This is a genomic window from Streptomyces sp. NPDC104381 (assembly GCF_055583745.1).
The window spans coordinates 117,521-134,667 of sequence record NZ_JBVJNK010000002.1; the positions used below are offsets into that span (position 1 = coordinate 117,521).

Genomic DNA, 17,147 nt, shown 5'->3' on the forward strand with positions numbered 1-17,147 from the left:
CATGACCAAAGCCCTTGAGGGCGTGCGCGTCCTCGACATGACCCACGTACAGTCCGGTCCCTCCGCCACCCAGCTGCTCGGCTGGCTCGGGGCGGACGTCGTCAAGCTGGAGGCACCGGGCGGGGACATCACCCGCAAGCAGTTGCGCGACCTCCCCGACGTCGACTCCCTCTACTTCACGATGCTCAACTGCAACAAGCGGAGCATCACCCTCAACACCAAGAGCGAGCGCGGCAAGGAGATCCTCACCGAGCTGATCCGCCGCAGCGATGTGATGGTGGAGAACTTCGGCCCGGGCGCCGTGGACCGCATGGGGTTCACCTGGGAGCGGATCCAGGAGATCAACCCCCGGATCGTCTACGCCTCCATCAAGGGGTTCGGCGAGGGGCCGTACACCAACTTCAAGGCGTACGAGGTCGTCGCGCAGGCCATGGGCGGCTCCATGTCCACCACGGGCTTCGCCGACGGGCCGCCGCTCGCCACCGGTGCCCAGATCGGTGACTCGGGCACCGGGATCCACGCGGTGGCCGGCATCCTCGCCGCGCTGTTCCAGCGGGAGACCACCGGGCGTGGGCAGCGGGTCAACGTGGCGATGCAGCACGCCGTGCTCAACCTCTGCCGGGTGAAGCTGCGCGACCAGCAGCGGCTGGAGCACGGGCCGCTCGCCGAGTACCCGGACGCGCAGGTCACCGCGGACGCCGACGAGGTGCCCCGCAGCGGCAACGCCAGCGGCGGCGGCCAGCCGGGCTGGGCGGTGAAGTGCGCACCGGGCGGTCCCAACGACTACGTGTACGTCATCGTGCAGCCGGTCGGCTGGAAACCCCTGTCCGCCCTCATCGGCCGACCGGAGCTGGCGGACGACCCCGAGTGGGCGACGCCGGAGTCCCGGCTGCCGAAGCTCGGCAAGATGTTCCAGCTGATCGAGGAGTGGTCGGCGACGCTCCCCAAGTGGGAGGTGCTGGAGCAGCTGAACGCGCACAACATCCCCTGCGGTCCGATCCTCTCCACCAAGGAGATCGTCGAGGACGAGTCCCTCGCCGCCAACGAGATGGTGGTCCGCGTCGAGCACCCCGAGCGCGGCACCTTCACCACCGTCGGCAGCCCGCTGAAGCTGTCCGACTCCCCCGTCGACATCGTCACCTCCCCGCTGCTCGGTGAGCACAACGCGGAGGTCTACGTCGGTGAACTGGGCCTGGGCGACGACGAACTGCGGCTTCTGAAGACGAACGGAGTCATCTGAGCATGACCGGAACAGTCGAGGCACAGGAGCAGGAACACGAGCGGGAGCGCGTCAGGGCACTCCTCGACCGCGTCCGGGCCGAGGGGCGCGCCGCGCTCACCGCCCCGGAGGGCAAGATCGTCGCCGACGCGTACGGGATCACCGTGCCGGGCGAGGGCCTGGCCCGGGACGTGGACGAGGCGGTGGCGCTGACCGACCGGCTCGGCGGGCCCGTCGTCCTCAAGATCGTCTCCCCCGACATCCTGCACAAGACGGATGCGGGCGGGGTCATGGTCGGGGTGTCGGGCGCCAAGGAGGTACGGGCGGCGTTCTGCACCGTCGTGAAGAACGCGAAGGCCTACGCGCCGGGCGCGCGCATCGAGGGTGTGCAGGTGCAGCAGCTGGTGCCGCCCGGGCAGGAGGTCATCGTCGGGGCTGTCACCGACCCGACGTTCGGCAAGGTGGTGGCGTTCGGCCTCGGCGGTGTCCTGGTCGAGGTGCTCAAGGACATCACCTTCCGGCTGGCACCGGTGACCGCGGAGGAGGCGCGGTCGATGCTGGACTCGATCGGCGCCGCGGAGATCCTGAAGGGGGTGCGCGGGGCGCCGGCCGTGGACCGGTGGGCGCTGGCGGAGCAGATCCGGCGGGTCTCCCGGCTGGTCACGGACTTCCCGGAGATCGCGGAGGTCGACCTCAATCCCGTCATCGCCTCGCCGGACGGCGCGGTCGCCGCGGACATCCGGATCCTGCTGACGACCGAGGAGGTGAAGGCGCGGCGCCGCTACAGCCGCGAGGAGATCCTCGTATCGATGCGCAGGCTGATGGAGCCGCGCTCGGTCGCGGTCATCGGGGCCTCCAACGAGCAGGGAAAGATCGGCAATTCGGTGATGCGGAACCTCATCGACGGCGGCTTCGCGGGCGAGATCCATCCGGTGAACCCCAAGGCCGATGACATTCTCGGCCGCAAGGCGTACAAGAGTGTCACCGACGTTCCCGGTGAGGTGGATGTGGCGGTCTTCGCGATACCCGCCAAGTTCGTCGCTTCCGCGCTCCAGGAGGTGGGACGCAAGGGGATCCCCAACGCCGTGCTCATCCCGTCCGGCTTCGCCGAGACGGGCGAACAGGCCCTCCAGGACGAGATCGTGGCGGTCGGCGAGCAGTACGGCGTACGGCTGCTGGGGCCGAACATCTACGGCTACTACTCGACGTGGCAGGACCTCTGCGCCACCTTCTGCACCCCGTACGACGTCAAGGGCCCGGTGGCGCTGACCTCGCAGTCCGGCGGTATCGGCATGGCGATCCTGGGCTTCGCGCGGTCGACGAGGACCGGAGTCTCGGCGATCGTCGGGCTCGGCAACAAGTCCGACATCGACGAGGACGACCTGCTGACCTGGTTCGGCGAGGACCCCCACACCGCGTGCATCGCGATGCACCTGGAGGACCTCAAGGACGGGCGGGCGTTCGTGGAGGCGGCGCGGGCGACCGTACCGAAGAAGCCGGTCGTGGTGCTCAAGGCGGGCCGGACGAGCGCGGGCGCCGAGGCGGCCGGGTCCCACACCGGTGCGCTGGCCGGGGACGACGCCGTGTACGACGACATCCTGCGGCAGGCGGGGGTGATCCGGGCGCCGGGCCTGAACGACATGCTGGAGTACGCGCGTGCGCTGCCGGTGCTGCCCGCGCCCAAGGGCGACAACGTCGTGATCATCACGGGGGCCGGCGGTTCGGGGGTCCTCCTGTCGGACGCGATCGTCGACAACGGGCTGTCGCTGATGGAGATCCCGCCGGATCTGGACACGGCGTTCAAGGCGTTCATCCCGCCGTTCGGGGCCGCCGGCAACCCGATCGACATCACGGGTGGTGAGCCGCCGTCGACGTACGAGGCGACGATCCGGCTGGGGATGGAGGATCCGCGGATCCACGCGCTGGTCCTGGGCTACTGGCACACGATCGTCACCCCGCCGATGGTCTTCGCGGAGCTGACGGCCCGGGTGGTGGAGGAGTTCCGGGCGCGCGGGATCGAGAAGCCGGTGGTGGCGTCGCTTGCGGGCGACACCGAGGTCGAGGAGGCCTGCGCCTATCTCTTCGAGCGGGGCGTCGTGGCGTATCCCTACACCACGGAGCGGCCGGTCGCCGTGCTCGGCGCGAAGTACCGGTGGGCCCGTGCGGCCGGGCTGTTGGGCGGTGGCCGATGACCTGATGACGACGGCTCGAACCACGGGGTCTGCGGTGTACGGCTCGACCGCGGACCCCTGTGCGGAGTGAGAACGGGCAGGGGGCGCCGGCCAGACTTCTTCCACGCAAGGGGTTCGAACGACTATGACGACTACAGACCTCTCCACATCCGTCCCTTACAGGGAGGTGACGGACGCCAACGGCCGGGTCTACCGGCTCGGCGAGAGCGACATCGACATCATGGGCCGCAAGCGCAAGTGGATGGTCATCCTGCCGTGGGTCGGCATGATGGGCATCAGCTCGGCCGAGTACGCCTTCGCGTCGGCGGAGGACACACTGCACCACGCGCACAACTGGAACAGCGGTCACATCTACTGGATGATGACCGTCTGGGTCTTCTTCCAGGCCGCGGTGGCGATGCCCGCGGGCAGACTGAGGGAGACCGGAAAGCTGCCCGCCCGCTGGGCGATGATGCTCGGGGCGACGGGCACCCTCCTCGGCTATCTCTCGCTGGCGTTCGCACCGCATGTGATCGTCGCGTACATCGGCTTCAGCATGTTCTCCGGCATGGGCGCGGGCATGGCGTACGCGACCTGCGTCAACATGGTCGGCAAGTGGTATCCGGAGCGCAAGGGCGGCAAGACGGGCTTCGTCAACGGCGGCTTCGCCTACGGTTCGGTGCCGTTCGTCTTCATCTTCACCGGGTTCATGGACATCACCAACTTCCGGTGGGTCCTGGTGTCGGTGGGTGTCTTCCTCGCCGCGCTCGTGGCGTGCGCCGGCTTCTTCTTCCGGGACCCGCCGAAGAACTGGTGGCCCGCTGGGATCGACCCGCTCAACCCGCCCGACGACCCGCGGGCCCGCCGCTCGCTGGAGAAGAACCCGCCGGCCGTCAAGCAGTACTCCCCGGGCGAGGCGTGGAGGACCGGCCGGGTGGCGCTGATGTGGTGCTGTCTGGCCTGTACGTCCGGTGTGAACATCTTCGGCATCGCCTTCCAGGTGGACATCGGCCAGGACGCGGGCTTCGCTGCCGGGATCGTGGCCACCGCGATGTCGCTCAAGGCGATCGTCAACGGCACCGGGCGGGGCGTCATCGGCTGGCTCTCCGACCTGTACGGCCGCAAGAAGTGCCTGCTCTACGTCTGCGTCATCCTGGGGCTGGCCCAGTTCGGCATCATCGGAGCGGCGGAGTTGCAGAACCTGCCGCTGTTCCTGCTCTTCTCCGCGATCTCCGGTTTCGGCGGCGGCGCCATCTTCCCGATGTTCGCCGCGATGACCGCGGACTACTTCGGTGAGAACAACAACGCCACCAACTACGGGATGGTCTACAGCTCCAAGCTCGTCTCCGGGCTCGGGGCGGGGATGGGCTTCCTGGTCGTCGACGCGTGGGGGCTCTACGGGGCCTTCATCCTGGCGGGCAGCATCTCGTTCTTCGCCGGGTTCCTCGCCCTGTTCCTCGCGGCGCCCGGCCGTGACCGCAAGGGCAAGCTGCTGGTGAAGGCCGGCACGGCCCCGCCGGTGATCCGGGAGACCGACTGACCGCGCTCGCGCGGTACCCGCGTGGGGCCCGGTTCCTGGGAACCGGGCCCCACGCGTGCGTGCCTCGGCCGTCAGTCCCCGCAGCGGCTCTCACGGAGCGAGTGCAGGTGCGCGCTGGACTTACGGGCGAAGGCGAAGGACTCGACCGGGTTGTCGTGCTCGGTCTGCCAGTGGTGGTAGGTACGGCCGCGGTGGGTCCGTGCGGTGACGCGGCTCAGGAAGTTCTTGTAGTCGATGTCCCCGTCACCGACGTCCGTCATGTCGTAGCCGTCGCGGGCGGCGTCGTTGCGGGTGCCGTCCTTGACGTGGAAGAGGGGGTAGCGGTCGGGCTGCTTGAGCACGTAGTCGATGGGGGTGAAGGGGGCGGGTGTGCCGTCCACCCGCTTGCCGAAGCGGAACTGGGCGCAGAACGCCCAGTAGATGTCCATCTCCAGGTAGACCAGGTCGGGGTCGGTCTCGGCGAGCAGGACGTCGTAGAGGCGCACCTTCGGCTTGTCGGTGGCGAAGGAGAACTCCTCTGCGTGATTGTGCTGGTAGAACTTCATGCCGCGCTTGCGGGCCGCGGCGCCGTAGGTGTTGAAGTCCTCGGCGGCGCGCTTCCAGCCGTCGACGGTGTCGCCGTAGCGGAACGGGCCGGAGGCGGTGCCGATGTGCTTGAGGCCGAGGGCCTCGGCGTCGTCGAGGACCTGGGTGAGGTTCTGGGCGAAGGAGTAGGCGCCGGGGTTGTTGTCGTCGTAGTAGTTGACGTGGCTGCCTATGGGGTTGAGCCCGTGGTCCTTCGCCAGCCGCTTGAGCTGGGCGAGGGTGATGGCCCCGGCCGAGCCCTGGGTGTAGCCGGCGAACTCGATCTCGTCGTAGCCGTACTTCTCCAGCTCGGAGAAGACGGGGGCGAAGCCGAGGGTGGAGACCTTGTCGCGGAGGCTGTAGAGCTGGATGCCGAGGCGGCCGGGGGGCAGGACCGCACGGCCCTTCCCGTGGTCCTTGCCGTGTCCGTGGCCGTGGTCCTTGCCGTGTCCGGTGCCCGGGCTCGACGCCTGGGCCGCGGCACCGCTGAGCAGGGTCGCGGCGGTGGCTCCGGCGGCGACGCCCAGGACGTTGCGGCGGCTGAGTCTGCGCGCGAGCTCGGGGTCCTTCGGGGTGCGGCTCATGATCAGAAATCTCCCTGTGAACGTGCGGGCGGGACGGATTGTCAGTGCAGTCCGGCAAGCTGGAGCAGCAAGGACTTCACTTCGGTGGCCTGGACTCGGCCGGTGAACGCGTGGGGGGTGGAGCAGAGGATGAGCGGACCTTCGTCGTCGCTCGTGGGGAGGCGGCCGTGGCTGCCGCGAATAGGTGAGGGATCCAGCGGGACGACCGCCATGCGGTAGCGCATCCCGAGTTTCTTGCGGGCCACCGCGGAGACGGCCTTCACCCGGACATAGGGGTCCTGGGGGTCCATGAAGAGTTCCACCGGGTCGTAGCCCGGTTTGCGGTGGATCTCGACGAGCTGGGCGAAGTCGGGCGCGCGGTCGTCGTCCAGCCAGTAGTAGTACGTGAACCAGGCGTCCTTCTCCGCCACGGCGACGAGCTCTCCGGAGCGGGGATGGTCGAGGTGGTGGGCCTTCTTGCCCTCGTCGTCGAGCAGTTCGGCGATGCCGGGGAGGTCGGCGAGGGCTTCCCGGGTCGCCTCCAGGTCCTCGGGCCGGCGTACGTAGATGTGGGCGAGCTGGTGGTCGGCGACCGCGAAGGCGCGGGACGCCATGGGGTCGAGGTACTCCATGCCGTCCTGGGTGTGCACCTCCAGGAGCCCGGCGCGGCGCAGGGCGCGGTTGATGTCCACGGGCCGGTCGACGCGGGTGATGCCGTACTCCGAGAGGGCGACGACGGTGCGGCCCTGGGTCCTGGCGTCGTCGAGCAGGGGTGCCATGGCGCGGTCGAGGTCGGCCGCGGCGCGGTGGGAGCGGGGGTCGTCGGGGCCGAAGCGCTGGAGGTCGTAGTCGAGGTGCGGGAGGTAGCAGAGTGCCAGGTCGGGGCTTCGGGTGGTGAGGACGTGCCGGGTCGCATCGATGATCCACTGCGAGGAGACGAGGTCGGCGCCCGGCCCCCAGAAGTGGAAGAGGGGGAAGGTGCCGAGTTTCTCCGTCAGTTCGTCGTGCAGTGCCGGGGGCCGGGTGTAGCAGTCGGGTTCCTTGCGGCCGTCGGCGTAGTAGACGGGGCGGGGTGTGACGGTCCAGTCGGTGTCGGCGCCCATCGCGTACCACCAGCAGATGTTGGCGACGGTGTAGCCGGGGTGGGCGCGGCGGGCGGCGTCCCAGAGCTTGTCCCCGGCGACGAGCCCGTTGTGCTGGCGCCACAGGAGGACGTCGCCGAGCTCGCGGAAGTACCAGCCGTTGGCGACGATGCCGTGTTCGGAGGGGGTGGTTCCGGTGAGGAAGGTGGACTGGGCGGCGCAGGTGACGGCGGGCAGGACGGTGGACAGGGGTGCCTGCGTGCCCGTGCCGGCCAGGGCGCGGAGGTTCGGCATGTGGGCCAGGAGCTGCGGGGTGAGCCCGACGACGTCGAGGACGAGGAGCGGGGTGGGGCGGTCGCCTGCGGTGGGGGCGGTCATGGGAGCTCCTTGAGTCCGAGGTCGACGAGGAGGTCGCGGGCGAGGGTGAGTTCGGCGGCGATGCCGTCGGCGAGCTGGGTGCGGGTGCGCGGCCGCAGTTCGGCGGGGAGCGCCTGCCAGGTGTACGTCTCGACCTCCAGGTGCCGGGTGAGGGGCGCCGGCCCGCCGACGAGCCTGGTCAGCACCGATTGCAGGACGGGGAGCGTGGAGGTGAGAGGGGGTGCGGGAGGCGCGTGGAGGGGGACGTGGAAGTGGGAGCGCCAGGGCGTGCCGTCGGGGAGGGCCCCGCCGGACACCGCCTCGTCGAGGTCGTCGGTCCCTCGGAGTCCGGCCGTGGTGAGGGTGCGTGTCTGGTGCAGGAAGCGGGGTTCTGCGAAGGCGCCCAGGGCGGCGCGCACCTCGGGCAGGTGCGGGTGTTCGGCGTGCAGCGCCGCGGAGAGCTGGGCCTTGGCGACGGTGACACCGGCCGCGCGCAGGGCGTCGAGCGCGGTGTCGGGGTCCTCGAAGGAGGTGGCGAGGTGGCAGGTGTCGACGCAGACGCCGATGCGGTCGTGACCCACGGCGGTGAGGGGTCCGATGGCGTCGGCGGTGGTCTCCACGGTGCAGCCGGGTTCGGGTTCGAGGCCGATCCTGATGTTCTTGCCGGTCAGTTCGGCGAGGGCGTCGAGGCGCTGCGCGAGCGTGGTGAGGGCCTTGCGCGCGATGTCCGCCGCCGTGGGGTCCTCGTCGTACGGGGTGCGCCAGGCGATCGGCAGGGTGGAGATGGTGCCGTCGGTGACGTCGTCGGGGAGCAGGGTGGCGAGCAGCCGGGCCAGGTCGGTGGTGTGCGAGAGCCGCTCGGGGTCGGTCCAGTCCGGTGTGTATACGCGGTACTTGACCTCCTGGGCCCCGAAGCCCTCGTAGGGGAAGCCGTTGAGGGTGACCACTTCGAGGCCGCGGTGGTCGAGTTCGGCGCGCAGTGCGCGCAGGGCGGCCGGGTCGTTGATCAGGGCGCGGGCGGCGTCCCTGGCGAGCCAGAGGCCGATGCCGAGGCGGTCCCGGCCGAGCCGTCTGCGTACGGGCTCGCAGTGGTCGCGCAGCTGGGCGCGGACGCCTTCGAGGGTCTCGGCGGGGTGGACGTTGGTGCAGTAGGCGAGGTGGACGGTGGAGCCGTCGGGGTGGCGGAAGCGCATGGCTCACTCCCCGCCGCGGAGGATGGAGTTGCCCTCGTGGAGCGGGCCGGGGGCGGCGAGGTCGAGCTGGAGGCGGCCGCTCTGCCCGTAGAAGGCGACGGGGTTGCGCCAGAGGACCTTGTCGACCTCGTCCTCGTCGAAGCCCGCCTCGATCATGGTGTCGGCGACCTTGCGGGTCTTGAGCGGGTCGCTCTTGCCCCAGTCGGCGGCCGAGTTGACGAGGATCCTGTCGGTGCCGTGGTTCCGCAGGACCGTGATCATGCGGTCCTCGTCCATCTTGGTGTCGGGGTAGATGGAGAATCCGGCCCAGCAGCCGCTGTCGAGGGCGTCCTTCACGGTCGTCTCGTTGAGGTGGTCGAGCAGGACCATCTCCGGGGCGAGGGCCGATTCGCGGACGACGTCGATGGTGCGGTGCAGGCCGGCCAGCTTGTCGCGGTGCGGGGTGTGGACGAGCGCGGGGAGTCCGTGGTCGGCGGCGAGCTGGAGCTGGGTGCTGAGGGCGGTGTCCTCGGCGGGGGTCATCGAGTCGTAGCCGATCTCGCCGACGGCGACGACGGAGTCCTTGACGAGGTAGCGGGGCAGGGCGTCCAGGACGGGGGTGCAGCGGGGGTCGTTCGCCTCCTTGGGGTTGAGCGCGAGCGTGCAGTGGTGGGCGATGCCGTACTGGGAGGCGCGGAAGGGTTCCCAGCCGAGGAGGGCGTCGAAGTAGTCGAAGAAGCTGGCGGGCGAGGTGCGGGGCTGGCCGAGCCAGAAGGAGGGTTCGACCAGGGCGCGGACCCCCGCGTCGTACATCGCCTGGTAGTCGTCCGTGGTGCGGGAGGTCATGTGGATGTGGGGGTCGAAGATCCTCATGAGGTTTCCTCCGTCGGTGTGGGGGTGGGGGGTGCCGGGGCCGTGAGGTCGAGGACGGTCCGCAGCCCGGCGGGGACGGTCCGCCCCGCCGCGGTGCGTTCGGCTGCGAAGTCGCCCAGCATGCGGGCGAGTTCGGCGTCGCCCCGGGCCCGCTCGCCGAGCCGGTCGAGGGCCTCGACGGGCACCTCGGTGAAGAGGCACTTGAGGACGGCGTGCCGCCAGCCGTGCGCGTCGAGGTGGGCCGCACCGTACGGGCCCACGGCTGCGGCGACCAGCCGGGTGTCGTTGGTGCGCAGGGCGTCCTCCACGAGCGGGAGGGCGGTGGCACCGAGGTCGAGCCGGTGCAGGGTGAGGAGGACGGCGCGGCGTTCGGCCGCGGTGCCCTGCTCGTAGAGCCGGGTGACGGCGGGCAGCGCCGCGCGGGCCTCGACGAGCAGCAGCGCGCGTACGGAGTCGGCGTTCTCCGGTCCGCAGTGCCGACCCGCCGACGCGAACCGCAGCTCCCAGGGCGGGTTGCCGCTGTCCGTGCCGGGGTGCTCCCCGGCGTGCGCGGCCTCGGCGAGCGCTTCGTCGAGCCAGGCTCTGGCCGCCCCGGGGAGCCGTTCGTCGAGTTCGTCGCGGCTGCTCAGCACGGCGCTCCTCCGTCCGTCGTACCGGTGGCCCGGCGCAGGAAGTCGATGGACCGCCGGGCGAGTTCGGGGCCCGCGTGGGAGTGCCGGGGCAGTTCGACGACGGTGAGGCCGGCGTAGCCGGTGGCGGCGAGCGCTTCGAGCACCGGTGGGAAGTCGATCTCGCCGTCGCCGAACGGCAGGTGTTCGTGGACGCCGCGCCGCATGTCCTCGATCTGGACGTGGCGAAGCCAGGGGGCGGCTTCCTTCACGCAGTCGACGGGTGAGGCGGGTTCCAGGCACTGGCAGTGGCCGATGTCGAGGGTGAGCCCGAGCGGGGCCGGGTCGCCGAGGAGGGTGCGGAGGTGGTGGAAGTCGGCGAGCGTGGCGAGGAGGTGGCCGGGTTCCGGTTCGATGGCCAGCGGTATGCCCGCGCGGTCGGCGGCGTCCAGTACGGGGGCGAGTGCCTCGGTGAGCCGCTGCCATGCGGTGTCCGTGGTGGTGTCCGGCGGGGTGATGCCGCTGAAGCAGTGCACGGCGTGGGCGCCGAGTCCGGCGGCCACCTCGACGGCGCGGACGAGCAGGTCGGTGCGGGCCGCGCGGCCTTCCGGGTCGGGGTCGAGGAGGGACGGACCGTGTTTGCGCCGGGGGTCGAGGACGTAGCGCGCGCCGGTCTCGACGGTCACGCCGAGGCCGAGGCCGGCGAGCCTGCGGGCGACCTGGCGGGTGCGCCCGGCGAGGTCCGGCGCCAGCGGGTCGAGGTGCATGTGGTCGAGGGTCAGGCCGACGCCGTCGTAGCCGAGGTCGGCGAGGAGGCCGAGGGCGTCGTCGAGCCGGAGGTCGGTCAGTCCGTTGGTGCCGTAGCCGAGGCGGAGGGTCACGTGGGGCTCACCTTCCTGGAGAGCGCGCGGGCGAGGGGGACGAGCCCCATGACCGCCAGCCCGCCGAGGGGTGCCCCGGCGCGGGCCGCGAGGGCGGCCTGCAGCGGGATCATCGCCCGGATGCCGCCGCCGACGGCGCGTTGGGTGAGGGGCGGGGAGGGGTTGAGGGCGGCGTGCAGGAGGGGGACGGCACAGGTGCGGAGGTAGGCGGCGGCGAGGGCGGGGAGCAGGAGCCGTCCGGCGGGGGTCGGGGGGCTCGGTGGTGGTCCGCCCGGTGTCGCCGGGCCGCGCAGGACGGCTGCCCCGAGTCCGGCGACTCCGGCCAGCGCGGCCAGGGGTGCGCCGGTGGAGCCGCCCTGCGCCTCGTGGCGGGAGACGGAGGTGACGGCGTAGGTGTGGGCGCCGAGCAGGAGGGCTGCGGGGAGCGCGGCGGCGGGGGTGCGGCCGGGGGCGGGCCGGGCTGCGGGGGCGGTCGCGCCTCCCGCGGAGGCCCTGCCCGACATCGTTGCCACCGCCGCGGTCGCGCCGGGAGCCGCGGTGGTGGCGGGGGTCGCGGTGGTGGCGGGGGTCGTGGACGCCCCGAGGGCCGCCTTCGCACCGGCCGTCGCCGTCGCGCCGAGCAGCAGGTCCAGGGTGCGGGCCGACGCCATCGCCGCCGGCCCCAGCGCCGTGTGCTTGAGCCGCAGGTCGTAGGCCCAGACGGTGGCCGCCAGGCCGGACGCGACCGCCAGGGCGGGGCGGCCGGCGCGGGCCGCCAGGGCGAGGCCGGCGGCCGTCAGGACACTCGCAGCGGCCAGGGCCGCCCCGGGCGCGACACGCCCCGAGGGGATGGGCCGGTGCGGGCGGTCGACGGCGTCCTCCTCCCGGTCGGCCCAGTCGTTGAGCGCCATCCCCGCCTCGTACAGGCAGAGCGAGGCGCCGACCGCGAGTGCCGTGCCCCGGCCGGGGCGCCGGCCCACCGCGGCCGCCCCGGCGAGGGCGTCCCCGGGCACGGTGAAGAGCGCCGAGACGCGCAGCAGCTCCGCCCAGGCCCGCAGGCGTGCGCGGGTGGAGGGCCTGTCCGGCGCGGGCGCAGTCCCGCCCGCGCCGGACAGGCTGTACGGGGGTGCCGCAGGGCGGGCACCGAGCAGCCGGGGGGAGCCGGCCACCGCCGCGAGCAGCCGCAGCGGCCTCACCGGGCGGCCCGCAGGCGCTCGGCGAAGGCCAGCAGCTCGGCGTACTGCTCGGGCAGCGCGGCCGGTCCGCCGTCCGGGTCCTTGAAGTAGAAGCCCAGTTCGGGGCGGGGCCCGGTCAGGCCCGCCTCGTGGGAGCGCGCCAGCAGCCGGGCCAGGTCCAGGACCAGCGGTGCGGCGAGGGCGGAGTCGCAGCCCTGCCAGATCGTCTGGAGGATCATCCGCGAGCCGAGGAACCCGTCGAAGGCGATGTGGTCCCACGCCGTCTTCCAGTCCCCCATCGCCGGTACGTCGTCGATGTGGACCTCGCCCTCCGGGGCGGACCCGAGCGTGTCGGCGAGTACGCGTTCCTTGCCGGCGTTCTTGGCGGCCGCGGCGGCCGGGTCGGCCAGCGCCGCCCCGTCCCCGCCGCCCAGCAGGTTGGTGCCCGACCACGCCCGCACCGGCAGTGCGCGCTGGACGAACATCGGTGCGAGCACGGAGCGGAGCAGCGTCTGGCCCGTCTTGCCGTCGCGTCCGGCGTGGGGAAGTCCGCTGGAGTCGACGGCGTCCCGGAGGTGCGGGCTGCGCAGCCCGGTGGACGGGGTGAAGTTGGCGTACGGGCAGCCGGCGCGCAGGGCGGCTGCCGCGTAGAGGGAGCTGGCGGGCAGCCGGGAGTCGTCGTCGCCGGGTGCGGGCTCGGTCGAGGCGACGTTGATGACGACGGTGCGGGCCAGCCCGTGGCGGCGCGTGAAGTCCTGGATGTCGGCGGCGAAGGCGGTGATGAGCTCCTCGTCGCTGCGCGTGTCGCCCGGCAGGGGGCCTCCGGGCCGTATCTCCGCGTCGGCCGCGGTGAGTTCGGCCTCGACGGCGGAGGGCAGTCCGTGCGGGAGCACTCCCCCGGCGGCGAGGGCCTCGGCCCGCTTGGGCAGGGGGCAGTCGAGGGTGTCGTGGCCGCCGAAGACGAGCGTGGTCAGCGGGGGCAGTCCGCTCTCGGCGAAGGGTGGTGTCTCGGTGACCATGCCGGTCGGCGGGTGGAGCCCTGCCGCGATGGCCGCGCACCCGGTGGTGGCGGTGGTGGCGACGGAGCCGCGTGCTCCGATGAACCAGACTCCGGTACGAACGGCGTGTGCGGTCACGGGCTGCCTCCCTGGGGGCGGAAGAGGGGTGGTGGACGGTGGGCGGGGGAAGAGGAACGCTTCCCCCGCCCACCACCGGCGCAGGAGTCGCCGCCCTACGTGGAGGGCAGCTCCTTCAGCTGGATGTCGCGGAAGGACACCTGGTCGTCGGCTCCGTGGTTCTGGAGGCCGATGTAGCCGTTCTTGAGGCTGCGGGCCGGGTCGGTGTTGGTGAAGTCGTTGATCTTCACCCCGTTGAGGAAGACCTGGAGCCGCTCGCCCTGGACCTTGATCTCGTAGCTGTTCCACTGGCCGGGCGGCCGCAGGACCCGGTCACGGGCCTTGATGTTCGCGGACTTGAAGGTGTAGACGGCGCCGGTGGTGCGGTCCGCCGCGTCGGTGGCGTCGATCTGCACCTCGTAGCCGTTGTTCACCGCGGACCACGGGTCGTCCGACTCCGGGAAGCCGACGAAGACACCGGAGTTGTCGTCGCCCGCCATCTTCCAGTCGAGCTTCAGCGAGTAGGACTTCAGCTCCTTGGCCTGGTAGGTCAGCAGGCCCATGCCGCCCTCGGAGCGCAGCTCGCCGTCGGCCACCGTGAACTTGCCGGGGCCGGCCTGCTTCCACCCTTCGAGGGTCTTCCCGTTGAAGATCGACCGGTAGCCGGTGTCCGGCTTGCAGTTGGCCTTCACCTGTCCCGCCGCGTAGCGCAGACCGCCCAGCAGGTGCTGCCGGAAGGCGGGTTCGGCGTAGGACTCCTTGGTGTGGCCGAGCCCGGTGTAGAAGGAGCGGCCGCCCTGGTACGCCTGGCACCAGGCGATCGGGTGGTCGCCCTTCATGGTGCCGCCGGTGTAGGTGGTCTCGTCGAGTGTGGCGAGGACCTGGGCCTTGTCCCGGGGGTTGGTGCGGTAGTTGTACCACTCGTCGGTACGGTCCCAGGCCTCGTCCAGGTGTGCGGTCGCCGGGTGGTCGTGGTTCTCCACGCGGACGGTCGCGGGCTGGATCTGCGGGTGCGAGTCGAAGTAGGCCCCGACGAGGCCGCCGTAGAACTTCCAGTCGTACTCGGTGTCGGCCGCGGCGTGGACGCCCATGTAGCCGCCGCCGGTGGACACGAAGTTCTCGAACGCCTTCTTCTGGTCGGCGTTCAGGACGTCACCGGTGGTCGACAGGAAGACGACCGCGTCGTAGCGCGCCAGGTTGCTGGTGGTGAACTGTCCGGCCTCCTCGGTGGAGTCGACCGTGATGTTGGAGTCCTTGCCCAGTTCCTTCAGTGCGGCTGTGCCCTCGGGGATCGAGTCGTGCCGGAAGCCGCCCGTCTTGGAGAAGACGAGGACCCGCTTCGCGGTGCGGTCGACCGGGCTGTCGGAGAGTTCGAAGTCGTCCACGTCGTACAGTGCTCCGGTTCCGCCCTTGAAGACCAGGAAGAGTTCCGTGGCCTTCTTCGGTGCGCCGCGCAGCGGCACGTCGACGTCCTGGAAGGTGTCCCAGCTGCCGGTCACCGGGATGGGCGCGGAGCCCAGGATCTTGCCGGTGGGCGATCCGGTCCGTACTTCGAGGAAGCCTCCCGCGCCGGCCGATGAGGTGCGGGCGGTGAGCTTGGTGGAGCCGTCGAGGATGTACGGGGTGAAGGAGATCCAGTCGCCGTTGTCGATGTCACCGACGGTCCGGCCGCCGTGGGCGCTGCTCTTGCTCGGGGTGGTGATACCGGAGGAGTTGGTGAAGTGCTCGGCCTGGCGGTGGCGCGGCTGGAGCTTCGCCTGGTCACGACCGGTCAGCGCGGCCTGTCCGCCGCCCCCGCCGTCGGTGTACGCGGCCGAGATCCCGCCGTAGATGTTGGCGTTGGGGTCGTGGCCGCCCTCCATCGCGGTCTTGATGGTGCCTTCGCAGCCGTGCTCGGTGGTGATGTCGTGGCCGTGGCTGTCATGGCCCAGGGTGAACTTGACCTCGACCTTGGAGCAGTCGATGGTGCCGTCCTCCGGGTCGGTGACGGTCACCTTGAAGGGCACCTCGTCGCCGAACTCGAAGAGCTGGCCGTCGGACGGGAACTGCATGTCGACGACGGGCGCGGTGTTGCCCACGGTCACGTGCACGCTCGCCGAACCGGTACGGCCCGTGGGGTCCTCGGCGGTCACGGTGGCGGTGTAGGTGCCGTTCTTCTTGTACGTGTACGTGGGGTTGGCCGCGGTGGACGTGCCGCCGTCACCGAAGTCCCAGGCGTACGTGAGGGCGTCGCCGTCCCCGTCGGTGGTGCCGGCCGAGGAGAACTTCACCTTGAGCGGTGCCACACCGGAGGTCTTGTCCGAGGAGGCCTCGGCGATGGGTGAGCGGCCGCCGGTGGCGTTCTCGATGCGGTACAGCGCCGAGTGCTCGTCACCGCCGAACCAGGAGAGGCCGTAGTCCAGGACGTACAGCGCTCCGTCGGGCCCGAAGGCCATGTCCATCACCTGGGTCCCGGTCCACGGGATGTCGTTGATGGACTGGACGGCGCCGTCGGCGTCCTGCTCGATGCGCTTGATCCACTGCCGGCCGAACTCCCCGGCGAAGAAGTCACCGTCGTACTCCTCGGGGAACTTCACCGGCGAGTCGAGGTCCGCGTCGTAGTGGTAGACGGGTCCGCCCATCGGGGACTCGGAGCCGGTGCCGAACTCGGGCACGGACGCGCCGTCGTACGGGATCCAGGCGGCCTCGGCGGGCGGCAGGTCGACGAGGCCGGTGTTGTGCGCCGAGTCGTTCTTCGGGGCCGCGCAGTCGAAGGCGGGGCCGGACGTCTGCGTCGCGAAGTCGTAGTCCCGGTAGGGGTCGTTGTCGCCGGTGCAGAAGGGCCAGCCGAAGTTGCCGGGCTTCGTCACCCGGGCGAACTCGACCTGCCCGGACGGCCCGCGGTTCGGGTCGGCGGCGCCGGCGTCGGGGCCGTAGTCACCGACGTAGAGGATGCCGGTGGCCTGGTCCACGCTGAAGCGGAACGGGTTGCGGAAGCCCATCGCGTAGATCTCGGGGCGGGTCTTGTCCGTGCCCGGAGCGAAGAGGTTGCCGTCGGGGACCGTGTACGAGCCGTCGTCGCCGACCTTGATGCGGAGGATCTTGCCACGGAGGTCGTTGGTGTTGCCGGCGGTGCGGCGGGCGTCGAAGGCCGGGTTGCGGTCCGGTCGGTCGTCCAGCGGGGAGAAGCCGTCGGACGCGAACGGGTTGGAGTCGTCGCCCGTCGAGAGGTAGAGGTTGCCCTGCGCGTCGAAGTCGATGTCACCGCCCACGTGGCAGCACATGCCACGGGTGGTCGGGATGTCGAGGACCTTCTTCTCGCTGGCGTTGTCGAGGGTGCCGTCCTCGTTGAGGACGAAGCGGGAGAGCCGGTTCACCCCGTCGAACTTCGCGAAGTCGGCGGCGGTACCGTTCTCCGGGGCGTCGCCCTCGGGGGTGTCCAGCGGGGGCGCGTAGTAGAGGTAGATCGCGCGGTTCTCCGCGAAGTCCGGGTCGATCCCGACGCCCTGGAGGCCTTCCTCGTCGTGCGAGTAGACGGGGATGGTGCCGGAGACGCGGGTGTTGCCCGCGCTGTCCGTGATCCGCAGCTCGCCGCTGCGCGAGGTGTGCAGCACGCTGCGGTCGGGGAGCACCGCCAGCGAGATGGGTTCGCCGGTCTCGGCCGCGCCCTTGGCGAGGGTGACCTGCTGGAAGTCCTCCGCCGCGTCCTGCGCGACGGCCGCCTTCGGGGCGTCGGCGGTCGCGGCGGGCGAGGAGCCCAGGGTGAGGGTGGCGGCGGCGAGCAGTCCGCCGGTGAAGAGGGCGAGTGATTTTCGGGCGCGGAGCCGTCTGCTGCTTCTGTGCACGTGCGTCCTCCGGAGTGTGCCGGT

General features: G+C 71.3%; 12 protein-coding genes. 3 read left to right on the top strand and 9 right to left on the bottom strand.

The features are described 5' to 3' along the window. Position 1 precedes the first annotated feature (1 nt). From frc to ACZ607_RS05600, 3 genes are all read left to right on the top strand, one after another. A complete protein-coding gene (frc, locus tag ACZ607_RS05590) occupies positions 2-1,240 on the top strand; it encodes a formyl-CoA transferase (protein ID WP_469732053.1) in 1,239 nt (412 codons plus the stop codon). A gap of 2 nt (positions 1,241-1,242) precedes the next feature. Next, positions 1,243-3,411 carry an acetate--CoA ligase family protein gene (locus ACZ607_RS05595; RefSeq protein ID WP_469732055.1) on the top strand — a complete coding sequence of 723 codons (2,169 nt, stop codon included), beginning with the start codon at positions 1,243-1,245 and terminating at the stop codon, positions 3,409-3,411. 124 nt (positions 3,412-3,535) lie between these two features. Next, the gene (locus tag ACZ607_RS05600) at positions 3,536-4,930 is read left to right on the top strand and encodes an OFA family MFS transporter (protein ID WP_469732057.1); all 1,395 of its coding nucleotides are present in this window, start codon (positions 3,536-3,538) and stop codon (positions 4,928-4,930) included. 71 nt (positions 4,931-5,001) lie between these two features. Here ACZ607_RS05600 and ACZ607_RS05605 read toward each other — a convergent pair whose 3' ends face one another. The 9 genes from ACZ607_RS05605 to ACZ607_RS05645 all read right to left on the bottom strand — a co-directional run bounded on the left by ACZ607_RS05605 (position 5,002) and on the right by ACZ607_RS05645 (position 17,123). Further along, positions 5,002-6,078 carry a sugar phosphate isomerase/epimerase family protein gene (locus ACZ607_RS05605; protein WP_469732059.1) on the bottom strand — a complete coding sequence of 359 codons (1,077 nt, stop codon included), beginning with the start codon at positions 6,076-6,078 and terminating at the stop codon, positions 5,002-5,004. Between the two features lie 41 nt (positions 6,079-6,119). After that, positions 6,120-7,517, bottom strand: a complete 1,398-nt coding sequence (locus ACZ607_RS05610; RefSeq protein ID WP_469732061.1) for a nucleotide pyrophosphatase/phosphodiesterase family protein — start codon at positions 7,515-7,517, stop codon at positions 6,120-6,122. After that, a complete protein-coding gene (gene eboE, locus ACZ607_RS05615; protein ID WP_469732062.1) occupies positions 7,514-8,689 on the bottom strand; it encodes a metabolite traffic protein EboE in 1,176 nt (391 codons plus the stop codon). The genes ACZ607_RS05610 and eboE overlap by 4 nt, the downstream gene beginning before the upstream one ends. 3 nt (positions 8,690-8,692) lie before the next feature. Beyond that, positions 8,693-9,541, bottom strand: a complete 849-nt coding sequence (locus ACZ607_RS05620) for a TatD family hydrolase (protein ID WP_469732064.1) — start codon at positions 9,539-9,541, stop codon at positions 8,693-8,695. Next, on the bottom strand, positions 9,538-10,173 hold the full coding sequence (locus tag ACZ607_RS05625) for an EboA domain-containing protein (protein WP_469732065.1): 636 nt from the start codon (positions 10,171-10,173) through the stop codon (positions 9,538-9,540). The genes ACZ607_RS05620 and ACZ607_RS05625 overlap by 4 nt, the downstream gene beginning before the upstream one ends. Further along, the gene (locus ACZ607_RS05630; RefSeq protein ID WP_469732069.1) at positions 10,167-11,030 is read right to left on the bottom strand and encodes a sugar phosphate isomerase/epimerase family protein; all 864 of its coding nucleotides are present in this window, start codon (positions 11,028-11,030) and stop codon (positions 10,167-10,169) included. The genes ACZ607_RS05625 and ACZ607_RS05630 overlap by 7 nt, the downstream gene beginning before the upstream one ends. Then, positions 11,027-12,205: an SCO3242 family prenyltransferase gene (locus tag ACZ607_RS05635; RefSeq protein ID WP_469732071.1), complete on the bottom strand. Its 1,179-nt coding sequence runs from the start codon at positions 12,203-12,205 to the stop codon at positions 11,027-11,029. The genes ACZ607_RS05630 and ACZ607_RS05635 overlap by 4 nt, the downstream gene beginning before the upstream one ends. Further along, on the bottom strand, positions 12,202-13,320 hold the full coding sequence (locus tag ACZ607_RS05640) for an inositol-3-phosphate synthase (protein WP_469732073.1): 1,119 nt from the start codon (positions 13,318-13,320) through the stop codon (positions 12,202-12,204). Before ACZ607_RS05640 ends, ACZ607_RS05635 begins: the two co-directional genes overlap by 4 nt. A 95-nt stretch (positions 13,321-13,415) precedes the next feature. Further along, positions 13,416-17,123, bottom strand: coding sequence for a ThuA domain-containing protein (locus ACZ607_RS05645; protein WP_469732075.1), 3,708 nt, complete (start codon positions 17,121-17,123; stop codon positions 13,416-13,418). Positions 17,124-17,147: the final 24 nt, after the last annotated feature.